The 15214-nt window shown below is 73.8% G+C and carries 15 protein-coding genes; 7 read left to right on the top strand and 8 right to left on the bottom strand.

All coding sequences use genetic code 11. From position 1 onward, the window contains the following. Positions 1-19 precede the first annotated feature (19 nt). The 5 genes from AC1C2V_RS14960 to AC1C2V_RS14940 all read left to right on the top strand — a co-directional run bounded on the left by AC1C2V_RS14960 (position 20) and on the right by AC1C2V_RS14940 (position 4050). A complete protein-coding gene (locus tag AC1C2V_RS14960; RefSeq protein ID WP_495390415.1) occupies positions 20-676 on the top strand; it encodes a class I SAM-dependent methyltransferase in 657 nt (218 codons plus the stop codon). Then, positions 673-1296, top strand: coding sequence for a DUF1684 domain-containing protein (locus AC1C2V_RS14955; RefSeq protein WP_495390414.1), 624 nt, complete (start codon positions 673-675; stop codon positions 1294-1296). Before AC1C2V_RS14960 ends, AC1C2V_RS14955 begins: the two co-directional genes overlap by 4 nt. Before the next feature lie 42 nt (positions 1297-1338). Beyond that, entirely contained in the window at positions 1339-2322 is a 984-nt protein-coding gene (locus AC1C2V_RS14950) for a quinone oxidoreductase family protein (protein WP_495390413.1), read from the top strand. 71 nt (positions 2323-2393) lie between these two features. After that, positions 2394-3242, top strand: coding sequence for a methyltransferase domain-containing protein (locus AC1C2V_RS14945; RefSeq protein ID WP_495390412.1), 849 nt, complete (start codon positions 2394-2396; stop codon positions 3240-3242). 22 nt (positions 3243-3264) lie between these two features. Then, on the top strand, positions 3265-4050 hold the full coding sequence (locus tag AC1C2V_RS14940; protein WP_495390411.1) for an LLM class F420-dependent oxidoreductase: 786 nt from the start codon (positions 3265-3267) through the stop codon (positions 4048-4050). A 30-nt stretch (positions 4051-4080) separates the two neighbouring features. On the opposite strand, the gene AC1C2V_RS14935 is transcribed toward AC1C2V_RS14940, so the two are convergent. From AC1C2V_RS14935 to infC, 8 genes are all read right to left on the bottom strand, one after another. After that, complete coding sequence (locus AC1C2V_RS14935; RefSeq protein ID WP_495390410.1) at positions 4081-4968, bottom strand: SDR family NAD(P)-dependent oxidoreductase; 888 nt, start codon at positions 4966-4968, stop codon at positions 4081-4083. After that, a complete protein-coding gene (gene pheT / locus AC1C2V_RS14930; RefSeq protein ID WP_495390409.1) occupies positions 4961-7543 on the bottom strand; it encodes a phenylalanine--tRNA ligase subunit beta in 2583 nt (860 codons plus the stop codon). Before pheT ends, AC1C2V_RS14935 begins: the two co-directional genes overlap by 8 nt. Beyond that, positions 7543-8676: a phenylalanine--tRNA ligase subunit alpha gene (gene pheS, locus AC1C2V_RS14925; RefSeq protein WP_495390408.1), complete on the bottom strand. Its 1134-nt coding sequence runs from the start codon at positions 8674-8676 to the stop codon at positions 7543-7545. Before pheS ends, pheT begins: the two co-directional genes overlap by 1 nt. Before the next feature lie 196 nt (positions 8677-8872). Further along, on the bottom strand, positions 8873-9538 hold the full coding sequence (locus AC1C2V_RS14920) for a 2'-5' RNA ligase family protein (RefSeq protein ID WP_495390407.1): 666 nt from the start codon (positions 9536-9538) through the stop codon (positions 8873-8875). 130 nt (positions 9539-9668) lie between these two features. Next, positions 9669-10562 (bottom strand): TrmH family RNA methyltransferase, encoded by an 894-nt coding sequence (locus tag AC1C2V_RS14915; RefSeq protein WP_495390406.1) that lies wholly within the window; start codon positions 10560-10562, stop codon positions 9669-9671. Positions 10563-10610: 48 nt separating this feature from the next. Then, on the bottom strand, positions 10611-10994 hold the full coding sequence (gene rplT / locus AC1C2V_RS14910) for a 50S ribosomal protein L20 (protein ID WP_495390405.1): 384 nt from the start codon (positions 10992-10994) through the stop codon (positions 10611-10613). A gap of 90 nt (positions 10995-11084) precedes the next feature. After that, entirely contained in the window at positions 11085-11279 is a 195-nt protein-coding gene (gene rpmI, locus AC1C2V_RS14905) for a 50S ribosomal protein L35 (protein ID WP_495390404.1), read from the bottom strand. 101 nt (positions 11280-11380) lie between these two features. Continuing rightward, a complete protein-coding gene (gene infC, locus AC1C2V_RS14900) occupies positions 11381-12520 on the bottom strand; it encodes a translation initiation factor IF-3 (RefSeq protein WP_495390443.1) in 1140 nt (379 codons plus the stop codon). A gap of 424 nt (positions 12521-12944) precedes the next feature. Here infC and AC1C2V_RS14895 point away from each other — a divergent pair, with 424 nt between their 5' ends. Together AC1C2V_RS14895 and AC1C2V_RS14890 are read left to right on the top strand one after the other, a co-directional pair. After that, a complete protein-coding gene (locus AC1C2V_RS14895) occupies positions 12945-13403 on the top strand; it encodes a Fur family transcriptional regulator (RefSeq protein WP_495390403.1) in 459 nt (152 codons plus the stop codon). Positions 13404-13434: 31 nt separating this feature from the next. Next, positions 13435-14952 (top strand): catalase, encoded by a 1518-nt coding sequence (locus AC1C2V_RS14890; RefSeq protein ID WP_495390402.1) that lies wholly within the window; start codon positions 13435-13437, stop codon positions 14950-14952. The last annotated feature ends 262 nt before the right edge of the window (positions 14953-15214 follow it).

The following is a 15214-nucleotide window of genomic DNA, read 5'->3' as shown; positions in this document are numbered from 1 at the left end:
GCAGCATAGGGTCGAGGTCATGACCAGCACCTCCACGCACGACGAACCCGCCGGCGCCGTTGCGGCCGCCTACGACGCGCGCGCCGCCACCTACGACGAGAGCCGCATGCATCGCGATCTCGCCACCGAGGTCGCCGCCTTCTGCGAGCTCGGCGAGACGGCGGGCGGTGGTCTCGACACGCCCGCCGCCCTCGACGTCCTGGACGTCGCGACCGGCACCGGGCTGGTCCTGCGCGCGCTGCGGGCGTCGTCGGCCGCGCCCCTGCGCCTGATGGGTGTCGATCTCTCCCCCGCGATGCTCGCGGCCGCGCGGCGCGAGCTGCCCGACGCGACGCTGCTGTTGGCGGACGCGGCGGCACTGCCGTTCGCTGACCGGTCGGCGGACCTGATCACCTGCGTCACGGCCCTGCACCTGATGCCCGACGCGTACGCCGCGATGGCGGAGTGGGCCCGCGTGCTGCGGCCCGGCGGCCGCGCGGTCACCGCGACCTTCACCGGCTTCGGCCGGCCAGCGCGGCAACGGCACGACTTCCCGGTGCACCACGACCGCTTCACCACGCCCGAGCTCCTCGCCGCGCCGGCCGCGAGCGCCGGGCTGCGGTGGGGGCGGTACGCGCCCTGGCGGCACGCCGACGGCGACACGTTCCTGCTGGCCGAGCTCGAGGCGGCGTCGTGAGCTCGGTGACGCCGGGCACCGCCCTCGAGCTCACCGACTGGCGCCGCCGCGTCGCCGAGCTCTACGCGGACGCCCGGGCAGACCCGGACCCGGCGGCCGGGCACGCGCGGTGGCGGGCGGGTCGCGACGCGCTGTTCCGCACCCACCCGCAGAGCCCGCTCGCCGGCGACGACCCGCTGCGCCACAGCGGGATCCCCGTCTGGCCCTACGATCCCGCGCTGCGCTTCGAGCTGGCCCTGCGGCCCGCGGCCCCCGCGAGCCTCGACGTCGACACCGGATCGGACGGCGTGACGACGATGGAGCGCGTCGGGGTCCTCGAGGTGCCGGGTGTCGGGACCCTCGACGCGTGGTGGCTCGCCCAGTACGGCGGCGGCCTGTTCGTCCCGCTGCGGGACGGCACTGCGGGCACCGAGACGTACGGCGGCGGGCGGTACCTGCTGGACACCGCGAAGGGCGCCGAGCTCGGCGGCCACGACGGGCGCGTGGTGGTGGACCTCAACTTCGCCTACCACCCGTCCTGCCGTTACGACCCGGCATGGACGTGCCCGCTCGCGCCCGCCGGCAACCGGGTGACGACGCCCGTCCGCGCCGGCGAGCGGCTCGACCCGATCGACGACTGAGGCCCGGGCGGCGACATCCCGGGCACCCGTAGGCTCGGACGCATGCACGCAGTCGTGGCCCGTGAGGCGGGCGGTCCCGAGGTCCTGTCGTACACCGAGCTCCCCGATCCCTCGCCTGGGCCGGACCAGCTCCTCGTCCGCGTCGCGGCGGCGGGGGTGAACTTCATCGATACGTACCGGCGCGCCGGCGTGTACGCGATGGACTACCCGCACGTGGCGGGCGTCGAGGGATCGGGCACGGTCGAGGCGGTCGGCGCGGAGGTGACCGGCTTCGCGGTCGGCGACGAGGTGTCCTGGCACGACACCCCCGGCTCGTACGCCGAGCTCGTCGCCGTCCCGGCGGCGCAGGCCATCCGCGTCCCGGCGGGGCTCGACCTGGTGACCGCGGCCGCCCTGCCGCTGCAGGGCATGACGGCCCACTACCTCGTGGCATCCACGTTCGAGGTCGGCCCCGGTCACGACGTGCTCCTCACCGCCGGCGCGGGTGGCGTCGGCCTGCTCACGACCCAGCTGGCCGCGGCCCGCGGGGGCAGGGTCGTCACCACGGTCTCGACCCCGGAGAAGGCCGCCCTGTCGTCCGCGGCGGGCGCGGCGCACACGGTGGACTACGCCGCGATGGACGATGTCGCGGCCGAGCTGCCCGCCGTCGTGCGCGACCTCACCGACGGCCAGGGCGTGCACGTGGCGTACGACGGCGTGGGCCGCGCGACGTTCGACGCGTCGCTCGCGTCCCTGCGTCCGCGCGGCACCCTCGTGCTCTTCGGCGGCGCGTCGGGGCAGGTGCCGCCGGTCAACCCGCAGCGGCTCAACGCCGGCGGTTCCCTGTACCTCACGCGGCCCACGCTGGCGCACTACACGCTCACCCGGGGCGAGCTCGAGTGGCGGGCGGGCGAGGTGCTCGGGGCGGCCGCGCGGGGCGACCTCGACGTGCGCGTCGGCGCACGGTTCCCGCTCGCGGACGCCGGGGAGGCCCACCGCGCGCTCGAGGGTCGCGCCACGACGGGCAAGGTGCTGCTGGTGCCTTAGCCTGCGGCGGCCGCGCGATGCATCTCGACGTGTATCTTGATGTCGAGATACTCGACATCAAAGGAGTTGCCGTGGCCGACTGGTCCCCCACCGCCTACCTGAGCTACACCGACGAGCGGTCCCGCCCCTTCGGCGAGCTGGTCGCGCGGGTGCGTCGCGAGCCCGCGAGCATCGTCGACCTGGGCTCCGGCCCGGGGCACCTCACGCCCGTCCTGCGCGAGCGGTGGCCGGGCGCGACGTTCGTCGGGCTCGACGCCTCCCCCGCGATGATCGAGCGGGCGAGGTCCGCCGTCCCCGACGGGCGGTACGAGCTCGCCGACGTGCGCGACTTCGCCGCCGGCCGCGGCCCCGTCCCGGGCGCCGACGGTGCCGACGGTGCCGACGGTGCCGACGGTGCCGACGGTGCCGACCTCGTGATCAGCAACGCCACCCTGCAGTGGGTGCCCGGGCACCGCGAGCTGCTCCCGGCACTCGCCGCCACCGCGCGGCAGACGTTCGCCTTCTCCGTGCCGGGCAACCACGACGCACCGAGCCACCGGCTCCTGCGCGAGGTCGCCGGGCGCGAGCCGTACGCCGCCGTCGTCGGGCCGGCGGAGCGCCGCGCCGTGGGCGACCCGGCGGACTACCTGGGGATCCTCGCCGCCCCCGGCTGGGAGGTCGACACCTGGGAGACCATCTACACGCACGTGCTCGACGGCGAGGACCCGGTGCTGCGCTGGATCTCCGCGACCGGCGCGCAGCCGGTGCTGCACGCGCTCGACGCCCACGACGCCGCGCACGGCACCGACCTGCGTGCCCGGTTCGACGCCGACCTCGGTGCGGCGCTGCGCGAGGCCTATCCCCGGCATGCGTTCGGCACGCCCCTCGCCTTCCGCCGGGTGTTCGTGGTCGCCACGCGGACGTCGCCGACCCTCGAGTGACCTGGGTCCCTATGCTCGCCGTATGAACGACACCCAGCACCCGATCCGCATCGGCGTCCAGCTGCAGCCGCAGCACGCCGACTACCAGCAGCTGCGTGACGCCGTCCGCCGCGCGGAGGACGCCGGGGTCGACGTGATCTTCAACTGGGACCACTTCTTCCCGCTCAACGGCGACCCCGACGGCAAGCACTTCGAGTGCTGGACCATGCTCGGCGCCTGGGCCGAGCAGACCGAACGCGTGCAGATCGGCGCGCTCGTCACGTGCAACTCGTACCGCAACCCCGACCTGCTCGCCGACATGGCCCGCACCGTCGACCACATCTCGGGCGGCCGCCTGATCCTCGGCATCGGGGCGGGCTGGTTCGCCAAGGACTACGACCAGTTCGGCTACGAGTTCGGCACCGCGGGAGCTCGTATCGCCGACCTCGCCGAGGCGCTCCCCCGCATCCGCCGGCGCCTGGCCGCGGGCAACCCCGCCCCGACGCGCGAGATCCCGGTCCTCGTCGGGGGCGGGGGCGAGAAGAAGACCTTGCGGGTCGTGGCCGAGCACGCCGACGTGTGGCACTCGTTCGGCGACGTCGAGACGCTGCGCCGCAAGTCCGCGATCCTCGACGAGCACGGCGAGGCCGTCGGGCGGGACACCGCGAGCCTCGTCGAGCGGTCGGTCGGCGTGGGCGCACTGCCATCGGAGGTCGGGGACCAGCTCCTCGACGCCGGCGCCACCCTGTTCACGGTCGGCGTTGGCGGGCCCGACTACGACCTGTCGCTCGTGGAGCAGTGGGTGCGCTGGCGCGACGAGCGCCGCTGAGGCCCGGGCCCGCGGCCCACGTTCGCGAGATCAGCGCCCCGTGAGCACTCCGGCCAGGGGGTCGTCGTCCGCCGCCGGCTGCACGCGCAGCCGGCGCGCGGCGGGCCCCGACGCCCGGGCCGCGAGCCGGGCCAGCGACTCCGGGGTGTCGTGCGTGACGCGCAGGTACCAGCCGGAGCAGGCGTCGAGGTCGCCGCGCGCGATCGCGACGACCATCTCCACCGTGCGCTCGACCGGCGTCCACTCGGTGCGCCCGGCGTGCATCGGCATGTCCGCGGTCATCTCGGTGGCGACCGTCCCGGGCGAGAGCTCGAAGACGCGCAGCCCGCGTTCGTGCCCCGCCTCGTGCAGGCCAGCGCCGAGCCGCAGCAACGCCGTCTTGCTCGCGTTGTAGGCGGTCGACGCGACCATCTCGTGCGTGCTCGCGCCGGAGGCGAGATCAACCACGCGCCCACCGCCGCGGGCCAGCATTCCCGGCACCGCGTGCCGGGCCAGCAGGAACGGGCCGCGCACGTTGGTCTCCAGCACCGACCACCACTCGTCGGGGTCGGCCTCCCACAGCGGCACCTCGGCGTCGATGCGGCCGGCGTTGTTGACCAGGAGGTCCACGGAGCCGAGGCCGCCCCCGGACACGGGGGCCTCCGCGCGGCGCACCGCCGCGGCGACGGCGGCCGCGTCCGTCACGTCGCACGGCAGCGCGACCACGGCCCGGCCGAGGGCGCGCACCTCGTCGGCGACCTCGGCCAGCCGGTCCGCGTCGCGGGCCAGCAGCGCGACGTCGAGCCCCGCCCGGGCGAGGGCGAGCGCGACCGCGCGGCCGATGCCGCGGGTCGCGCCCGTCACGAGCGCGGTGCGGGCCGGAGGCGGCGTGGGTTCGGTGGTTTCGACGGGCTCGACCGCCGGAGACGGCTCAGCCACGCAGCACGGCTCCCACGCGCTCGGCGGCCGCCGCCACGACGCCCTCGCGCACGGCGCGCACGTCGTCGGCGGTCAGCGTGCGGTCGGCGGCGCGCAGCCGCACCGAGTACGCGAGCGACTTGCGCCCCTCGCCCACCTGCTCGCCGGTGAAGACGTCGAAGAGCCGCGCCTCCTCCAGCAGCGGCCCCGCGCCCGCGGCCACGGCTGCCTCCACGTCCGCGGCCGGCACGGTCGCGTCGACCACGAACGCGAAGTCCTCCTTCGCCGCCGGGAACGCCGACACCGGGAACCCGGCGACCGGCTCGTCCCCCGCCGCCGCGATGAGCGCGCCCAGGTCGAGCTCGAACGCCGCCGCCCGCGCGGGCAGGTCCAGCCGCTCCACCACCTTCGGGTGCAGCTCGCCGGCGTGCCCCACGACCGTCCCGTCCGCGAGCGCCAGCGCGGCACAGCGGCCCGGATGCCAGGGCATGGTGCCCGTGTCCGCCGCGACCGTGACCCCGGCCCCCGCGCGCTGCGCGACGATCCGGGCCGCGTCGAGGGCGTCCGCCCAGTCGGCCGCGCGCCCGCCGCCCCACCAGCCGGCGGGCTCGGCCCGGCCGGTGAGCACGCCCGCGACGTGCCTCGGCTGGTCGGGCACCGAGGTCACCAGCGCCTCGAGGTCGTCGTCCGACGGCCGCACGCCGACCGGCAGCTGCGGCGGCGCCGGGGTGCCCGGCGTCGGCCGCGTGACCAGCCCGATCTCGAACACGGCGACGTCGCCCAGCCCGCGCGAGAAGTTGCGGCGCGCCGTGTCGAGCAGTGTCGTGAGCAGGTCGGCGCGCATCAGCGGCCGGTCGTCCGCCAGCGGGTTGGCGAGGCGCAGGGTCACCCGGCGCACGTCCTCGTCCGGCAGCCCCAGCGCGTCCAGGTCGGCCTCGCCGACGAACGGGTACGACAGGACCTCGACGAGCCCGGCCTCGGCCAGGGCGCGCGCGACCGAGCGGCGCGCGCGCTGCTCGGTCGTGAGCCCGCGCCCGCCGGGGGCGGAGGGCAGGACGGACGGGATCTGGTCGTAGCCCGCGATGCGCACGACCTCCTCGACCAGGGCGGCCGGCTCGGTGAGGTCGGGCCGCCACGTCGGCGGGGTGACGAGAATGGTGGTCTCGACGGGCGCGACCGGCGTGACCGTGGCGCCGATCTGCTCGAGGATGCCCACGACCGTCGCCCGGTCGTACTCGACGCCCGACAGCCGCGTGGGCAGGCTGACGTCGAGGCGGACCGGCGCCGGCGCGGAGGTCGTGTCCAGGTCGCTCACGGCCGGGTCGGCGGTGCCGCCGCCGAGCTCGACCAGCAGGTCGACGACGCGCTGCGCCGCGACCGCGGGCAGGCGCGGGTCGACGCCGCGCTCGAACCGCTTGGCAGCCTCCGACGGCAGCCGGTGGCGGCGCGCGGTGCGCGCCACGGTGATCGGGTCGAAGTGCGCCGCCTCGACGAGCACGTCGGTGGTCGCGTCGCTCACCTCGGAGGACGCCCCGCCCATGACGCCGGCCAGCCCCAGGACGCGCGACCCGCGCGCCCCCTCCGGCGAGTCGGTGATGAGCAGGTCCTCGGCGTCCAGGGCGCGGTCGGCGCCGTCGAGCGTGGTGAGACGCTCGGCGTTCCCGTCCGTCATGCCCGCACGACGGACGACGATCGGCGCCGCGACGCGTGCCAGGTCGTAGGCGTGCAGCGGCTGCCCGAGGTCGAGCATGACGTAGTTGGTGACGTCCACCGCCAGGGAGATGGCGCGCATGCCGGAGCCCTCGAGGCGGCGCTTCATCCACGGCGGGGTCGGGGCCGACGGATCGATCCCCCGCACGATCCGCGTGACGAACCGGTCGCACCCGTCGTTCCCGTGGATCGGCGCGGCATCGTCGACCTCGACGACGAACCCGTCGGCGGTCGGGGCCGGCGGGGCCGTCTCGAGGTTCTCCACGAGCCCACGGTCCGTGAAGCGCGCGCCAGTCGAGTGGGCGTACTCGCGACCGACGCCGCGGTAGCTGAAGGCATAGCCGCGGTCGGGGGTGACGTTGATCTCGAGGACCTCGTCGCTCAGCCCGAGCAGAGCGATCGCGTCCTGGCCGGGCGTGAGGTCCGCGGCGTCGAACCCGGCGCGGGTGAGCACCAGGATGCCGTCGCGATCCTCGCCGATGGCGAGCTCGCGCACCGAGCAGATCATGCCGTCGGACACGTGCCCGTACGTCTTGCGCGCCGCGATCGCGAACCCGCCGGGCAGCACCGTGCCGGGCAGCGAGACGACGACGTAGTCACCCACGCCGAAGTTGTGCGCCCCGCAGACGATGCCGCGCGCGCCGTCGGCGTCGTTGTGCTCCGGGCCGACGTCGACGCGACACCAGTTGATGGTCTTGCCGTTCTTCTGCGGCTCGGGCGTCTGCTCCAGCACGCGCCCGACCACGAGCGGGCCCGTGACGGCGGCGGGGTGGATCTCCTCCTCCTCCAGCCCCACCCTCACGAGCGCGGCCGCGAGCTGCTCCGCGGTGAGGTCCACCGGCAGCTCGACGTGCTCGCCGAGCCAGTCAATGACGATGCGAGGCATCAGATCTCCGTCCCGAACTGCGTGGAGAAGCGCACGTCGCCCTCCACGATGTCGTGCATGTCCGCGATCGAGTGGCGCAGCATGAGCGTGCGCTCGATCCCCATCCCGAAGGCGAAGCCCTGGTACTCCTCGGGGTCGATGCCGGCCGCCCGCAGCACGTTCGGGTTGACCATGCCGCAGCCGCCCCACTCGATCCAGCCCGCGCCGCCCTTCTTCTGCGGGAACCACAGGTCCATCTCGGCGCTGGGCTCGGTGAACGGGAAGAACGCGGGGCGCAGCCGCGTGCGGGCCTCGGGCCCGAACATCGCGCGCGCGAAGGCGTCCAGCGTGCCGACCAGGTTCGCCATCGTGAGGCCCTTGTCGACCGCGAGGCCCTCGACCTGGTGGAAGACGGGCGTGTGCGTCTGGTCGAGCGCGTCGGTGCGGAACACCTTGCCCGGGCACGCGACGTACAGCGGCACGCCACGCTCCAGCAGCGAGCGCGACTGCACCGGGGAGGTGTGCGTGCGCAGCACGAGGTTGGACGGCTTGCCGCCCTCTCCCTGCACATAGAACGTGTCCTGCATCTGCCGCGCAGGGTGGTCCGGGTCGAAGTTGAGCGCGTCGAAGTTGAACCACTCAGCCTCGACCTCGGGGCCGTCGGCGATCTCCCAGCCCATCCCGACGAAGAAGTCGGCGATGCGCTCCTGCACCAGCTCGATGGGGTGCCGGGCGCCCAGCGGGCGACGGTCGGTCGGCAGGGTGACGTCGACGGACTCCTCGACCAGGACCCGCTCGTCGCGCTCGGCCTCGAGCTCGGCCTGGCGCGCGGCGATCGCCTCGTTCACCCGACCGCGCCGGGGCCCGACGTTCTTGCCCGCGGCGGACTTGTCCGGGCCCGGCAGGGCGCCGATGGCACGGTTGGCGAGCGCGAGCGGGCTCTTGTCGCCCGTGTGCGCGCTGCGGACGGCCTTCAGCTCGTCGAGGTCGCTCGCGGCGGCGACGGCGGCGAGCGCGGCATCGACGGCAGCGTCGAGCGCGGCGACGTCGAGCGGGTCGATGCTCGGCTGTGCGGTGCTCGGCTGTGCGGTGCTCGGCTGTGCGGTGCTCGGCTGTGCGGCGCCGGGGTCTGGCGAGGGTGCGGGCGTGGACATGCGTGCCTTCCTGAGAGGGGCCCTGCGAGGGGTGTGGCGGCGGGGTCAGTTTATGTGCCCGCCCGGGCCGGTCAGGTCGGCGTCCGCGGCTTCGCGGAGGCGCCCGCCCTCAGTGCGTGAGGGCTGCTGAGACCAGGCCCGTGGCGGGCCCGGTAAATCGGCGATCACGACGTGTCACGCTCACCATGATGGCACGTCATGTCGGGTCCGCGGCGTCGGCCCCCGCCAGCGGCACGACGGCGATGTCCTCGTGCAGCGGGCCACCGGACCGACCCTCGCCGAGCCGCGAGGCGACCACGTGCACGGCGTCCACCTGCCAGGCCGGACCCCGGTAGACGGCGAGGGCGCGCGCCCACGGTACGAGCGGCGACCCCTCCGCCCCACGGCCCCGCGGCCCGCGCGTGCCACCGCGTGCCCCGTCGACGCGGCGCCGGTCCGGCAGCCCGCGTAGCGTCGCGCGCGCGACCGTCAGGTGCGGCCGGCCGGAGGCGCGGTCGGCAGCCGGCAGCCCTGCCGCGCCGACGGCGGCGTCCAGGGCGAGCTCGGCGGCTCGACGCAGGTCGTCGATCGCTCCGGTCAGGCCGACCCACAGGGTGCGCCCGCCGAACGAGCCGCTCCCGGCGAGCGCGAGCTCGAACGGCGGCACGTCGCGCAGCGCTCCACCCAGCGCGTCGACGTAGCCGGGGACGGCGCCGTCCGGCACCTCTCCGTGGAAGGCGAGAGTGACGTGCCGTTGTTCCGCGGGCACCCAGCGCAGCCCGCGCCCCGGGTCGCTCAGCGCGTTCCCGCCGACCCCGCCGAGGGCGAGGTCCAGGTGCGCGACGGCGTCGGCGGAGGGGTACACGGCCGTGAAGAGACGCACCCTGTCATCGTGTCACGGTGCGGACCACGATCATCCTGAGCTTCGCCGCCGGCGTCTGGGGCGGCAACGTGATCCCGCACTTCGTCCGGGAGATCACGCCCCGCGGTAGGGCGGTCGCCCTCCGCGGCGCTCAGCGTTGGGCGCGGCCGCTCGCGTACAGGCAGACGGTGGCGGCGGTCGCGAGGTTCAGCGACTCGGCCCTGCCGCGGATGGGCACCCGGACCACGGCGTCCGCCAGCGCCCGGTCGGCCTCGGGCAGGCCCCAGGCCTCGTTGCCGAAGATCCACGCGGTGGAGCCGGCGAGGTCGGGCACGCGGTCGGGCACAGGTTCGGCTCCGTGTTCGGGCCCGTCACCGGCGGCGGACGCCCCGGCGACGTCGAGCAGGTCGTCGAGGTCGTGCTCGCCGGCGCCGTCCGCGGCCAGCACGACGCAGCCCGCGGCGCGCGCCGTCGAGGCCGCCTCCGCGAGCGGGACGCCGGTGACGACGGGCAGGTGGAAGAGCGACCCCGCGGTCGAGCGGACCACCTTGGGGTTGTGCACGTCGACGCTCTCGCCGGCGAGCACGACGAGGTCGGCGCCGGCGGCGTCGGACGCGCGGATCACCGTGCCGGCGTTGCCGGGGTCCCGGACATTCGCGAGCATCGCGACCAGGAGCGGGCGGCCGTCGGTCGCGACCGCCTTCAGGGCGTCGTCGAGGGTCGTCGACGTCGTCCGCACGACGGCGAGCACGCCCTGCGCGTCGGGGCTCATGGCCTCGAGCACCTCGGGCGTGCCGAGGTGCACGAAATGCCCCGCCTCGCGGGCCGCGTCGAGGATCTCGGGGTAGCGCTCCGCGGCGGAGGGCGTGAGGTAGACGTCCCGCACGTCGGCCCGCGCGTGGCGCACGGCCTCGCGCACGCCTTGCGGCCCCTCCACGAGGAACTGGCCGTGCCGGGAACGCGCGGGACGCCCGGCCAGCGCCCTGACCTGCTTGACCCGGTCCGCCCGCGGGTTCGCGAGCGTCACGTCGGGGATGCGGGGCATCGACAGGTCAGAGGTGTCCGGGCGTCCTGGGAATGCTGGGCGCGTGGCTCAGGCAGCCTTCGGCGCGTTGACGTCAGCCGGCAGCGCGCCCTTGGCGACCTGGACGAGCGCGTTGAACGCCGCCACGTCGTTGACCGCGAGCTCGGCGAGCATGCGACGGTCGACCTCCACGCCCGCGGCCTTGAGGCCCTGGATGAGGCGGTTGTAGGTGAGGCCCTGGGCGCGGGACGCAGCGTTGATGCGCTGGATCCACAGCTTGCGGAAATCGCCCTTCTTGGCCTTGCGGTCGCGGTACGAGTAGACGAGGGAGTGGGTGACCTGCTCCTTCGCCTTCCGGTACAGACGCGAACGCTGGCCGCGATAGCCGCTGGCGCGCTCGAGGGTCGTACGGCGCTTCTTGTGGGCGTTGACCGCCCGCTTCACGCGTGCCACGTGATGCTCCTTGCAGTGTCGGGTCCGGAAGTGCTGCCGGCGGCCGCGCTCGACGAGTTGCTCATCGAGTGCGCGATCCGCCCGGGCGGGTCACTTGCCGAGCAGCTTCTTGATGGACTTGGTGTCGGCGGCCGAAACCACCTGGTCCTGGGCCAGACGACGGGTACGGCGGCTGGACTTGTGCTCGAGGTAGTGGCGAGCGTTCGTCTGCTCACGCATGAGCTTGCCGCTACCGGTGACCCGGAAACGCTTCTTGGCGCCGGAGTGCGTCTTGTTCTTCGGCATGACTGCCGTCTCTCCTCATGTCGGTCTCCCGCCCGGGTGGGCGAGGACTTGTGCGGACCGTGGCCGGCTGGCGACCCGGTGCCTGATGGACTGTCCCGCCCTCAGCGCCCTGCGCGGGGCGTCGGCCTGGGCCGAGGCGCGGCCGGCCGGGGGGCCGGCGGGCGTGGCGCGGCCGACGACGCCGGCTTTGCGGCGACGGGCTTCGGCGCGGCCTTCTCGACCGGAGCCTCCTCGACCGGAGCCTTCTCGGCGACCGGCTCGGCCTTCGGGGCCTTCGGGGCCTTCTCGACCGGAGCCTTCTCGGCGACCGGCTCAGCCTTCGGGGCCTTCGGGGCCTTCTCGACCGGCGCCTTCTCGGCGACCGGCTCAGCCTTCGGGGCCTTCTCGACCGGAGCCTTCTCAGCAACCGGCTCAGCCTTCGGGGCCTTCTCGACCGGCGCCTTCTCAGCAACCGGCTCAGCCTTCGGGGCCTTCTCGACCGGAGCCTTCTCGGCGACCGGCTCAGCCTTCTCGACGGGGGCCTCCTCGACGACCGGCTCAGCCTTCTCGACGGGGGCCTCCTCGACGACCGGCTCGGCCTGCTCCACCGGAGCCTGCTCCACCGGAGCCTCCTCGACCGGGGCCTCGGCCTCGGGCGCCTCGGCAAGGGCCTGCGTCGGCTCGGCATGGGCGCGAGCCTCGGCCTTCACCTCCGACTTGGTCTTGCGCTGGGAGTCGATCTCGGTGGATCGCTTGCGCTGCTCGACCTTGGCGTCGGCCTTCTTCTTCACCGGGCCGAGCACCATGGTCATGTTGCGGCCGTCCTGCTTCGGCATCGACTCCACGAAGCCGAGCTCGGAAACCTCGTCCGCGAGCCGCTGCAGCAGGCGCACGCCCATCTCGGGGCGGGACTGCTCACGACCGCGGAACATGATCATGACCTTGACCTTGTCGCCCGCTGCGAGGAAGCGCTCGACGTGGCCCTTCTTGGTGCCGTAGTCGTGCGGGTCGATCTTGAGACGGAACCGGATCTCCTTGAGGACCGTGTTCGCCTGGTTGCGCCGCGCCTCGCGCGCCTTCATGTCCGACTCGTACTTGAACTTGCCGAAATCCATGAGCTTGGTGACGGGCGGACGGGCGTCCGGGGCCACCTCGACGAGGTCGAGGTCGGCGTCCTGGGCGAGCTTGAGGGCGACTCCCGTGGCGACCACGCCGACCTGCTCCCCGCCCGGGCCGATGAGTCGGACCTCGGGGACGCGGATCCGATCGTTGATGCGAGGCTCGCTGATGGTGATGCTCCTAGGAACTCGTCGGTAGACCGCCAGGGACGGGAAAGGCCCCCGACCTGAGCACAGGTGGAGGCCAAAACACCGACGCCGGCGCGCGAGCGCTCCGACGACCGAGGCGAGCGCCCACGAGGAGCGCCCGACCGGGACCCGGCTCCTGTCGGCGTCCCCGGAGGGCCGCGCTGTCGGTGCTCGGGTGGGATGGAATCCACTTGATGCACCCCGGTCCGACGACGCACGCTCCGACGGAGCGACATGCATTCGGACCCGGGTCGGTCAGCGGTCAAGATTAGCACGACCTCCGCCCGCCTCGGACGCCTGTGGCGAGCGTCTCCGCGGTCGCGCTCCACACCGCGCCCGTTATTGGAATCGTTCCAGAAAGTGTGGCAAGGTCACGGCCATGACCACGGCAAGGACGGACGACGCGATGCTGCGGGAGCGCGGCCTGCGCGTCACCGGTGCCCGGCTCGCCGTCCTGCGCGCGCTCCACGAGCAGCAGCACGCTACCGCGGACGACGTCGTGCGGGCCGTGCGCGCCGACCTCGGCTCGGTGTCGGTGCAGGCGGTCTACGACTGCCTGCACGCCCTCACGACGGCCGGCCTCCTGCGCCGCATGGAGCCGGCCGGGCACCCGGCGCGCTACGAGCGGCGCACCGACGACAACCACCACCACGTGGTGTGCCGCTCGTGCGGGGCCGTCGCCGACGTCGACTGCACGGCAGGCCACGCGCCCTGCCTGACGCCGAGCGGGGGTCACGGCTTCGCCGTCGACCTCGCCGAGGTCACCTTCTGGGGCCTGTGCCCCGCCTGCGCTGCTGATCCCGTCCCGGCAGCCGGACCCTCCAGCACGGCCCTCTGATCTGGAACCCCCTGAGAAAGGACGTCATCACATGACGACGCCGTTCACGACGACGCAGACAGGCACCCCAGTGGCGAGCGACGCGCACTCGCTGACCGTGGGTGCGGACGGGCCCACCGTCCTGCACGACCGGTACCTGGTCGAGAAGCTCGCCTCCTTCAACCGGGAGCGCGTGCCGGAGCGCAACCCCCACGCCAAGGGCGGCGGCGCTTTCGGGGAGCTCGTCGTCACCGAGGACGTGTCGCGCTACACCCGCGCGGCCGTCTTCCAGCAGGGCGCGAAGAGCGAGACGCTCCTGCGCTTCTCCTCCGTCGCCGGCGAGCAGGGCTCCCCCGACACCTGGCGCGACGTGCGCGGCTTCTCGCTGCGTTTCTACACGGAGGAGGGCAACCTCGACGTCGTCGGCAACAACACCCCGGTGTTCTTCCTGCGCGACGCCATGAAGTTCCCCGACTTCATCCACTCGCAGAAGCGCCTGGGCGCCTCCGGCCTGCGCGACGCCGACATGCAGTGGGACTTCTGGACCCTCTCCCCCGAGTCCGCCCACCAGGTCACCTACGTGATGGGCGACCGCGGCCTGTCGAAGTCGTGGCGGCACCTCAACGGCTACGGCTCGCACACCTATCAGTGGATCAACGCCGAGGGCGAGCGCTTCTGGGTGCAGTACCACTTCATCTCCCAGCAGGGCGTGGAGAACATCTCCTCCGAGGACGCCGAGCGCATCGCCGGCGAGGACGCGGACCACTACCGCCGCGACCTGTACGAGGCCATCGACCGGGGCGAGTACCCCTCGTGGGACGTCAAGGTGCAGGTCATGCCGTACGAGGACGCGAAGGCGTACCGCTTCAACCCGTTCGACATGACGAAGGTCTGGCCGCACGCCGACTATCCGCTCATCAAGGTCGGCACCTTCACGCTGAACCGGAACCCGCAGAACTTCTTCGCCGAGATCGAGCAGGCGGCGTTCTCCCCGGGCAACCAGGTGCCGGGCACCGGCATCTCGCCGGACAAGATGCTCATGGCCCGCGTGTTCGCCTACAACGACGCACACCGCCACCGCATCGGCGCCAACTTCAACCAGCTGCCGGTGAACCAGCCGCACGCCGCACCCGTGTCGAACTACATGCACCAGGGCCCGATGCAGTACCACTTCAACGGCCCGGAACACCGCGCCTACACCCCGAACTCGTTCGGCGAGCAGGGCGGCCCCGTCGCCGACCCGACGCTCGGTGTGGAGTCGGCGTGGGAGTCCGACGGCGCGCTGCTGCGCTCCGCACAGACCCTGCACTCCGAGGACGACGACTTCGGCCAGGCGGGCACGCTGTACCGCGAGATCTTCGACGACGCCGCCAAGGCGCGCTTCCTCGAGACCCTCACGGGCCAGGGCCTCGCAATCACGATCGACGAGATCCGCGAGCGCTTCTTCTGGTACTGGACGAGCGTCGACGCCGAGCTCGGTGCCAAGCTCCGCGTCGAGGTGACCGCCGGCCGCGCCCCGACTCCGGTCGCCGAGGGCTCCGGCCCCGACGTGGAGCCCGTCGGGATCTGACGCACGGGTCCGCGCGCAGGGGCCGCACGCACGTCCCGCACGCACGTCCCGCACGCCGAGGCCGGGTCCCCACGGGGGGCCCGGCCTCGGCCATGCTCGGTCTTGCTCGGCCATGCTCGGCCATGCTCGGCCATGCTCGGCCATGCTCGGCCATGCTCGGCCATGCTCGGCCATGCTCGGCCATGCTCAGCCATGCTCAGCCATGCTCAGCCATGCTCAGCCATGCTCAGCCATGCTCAGCCATGCTCAGCCATGCTCAGCC

The organism is Isoptericola sp. Y541, assembly GCF_059445465.1.
This window is presented reverse-complemented; position numbering and strand designations above follow the sequence as displayed.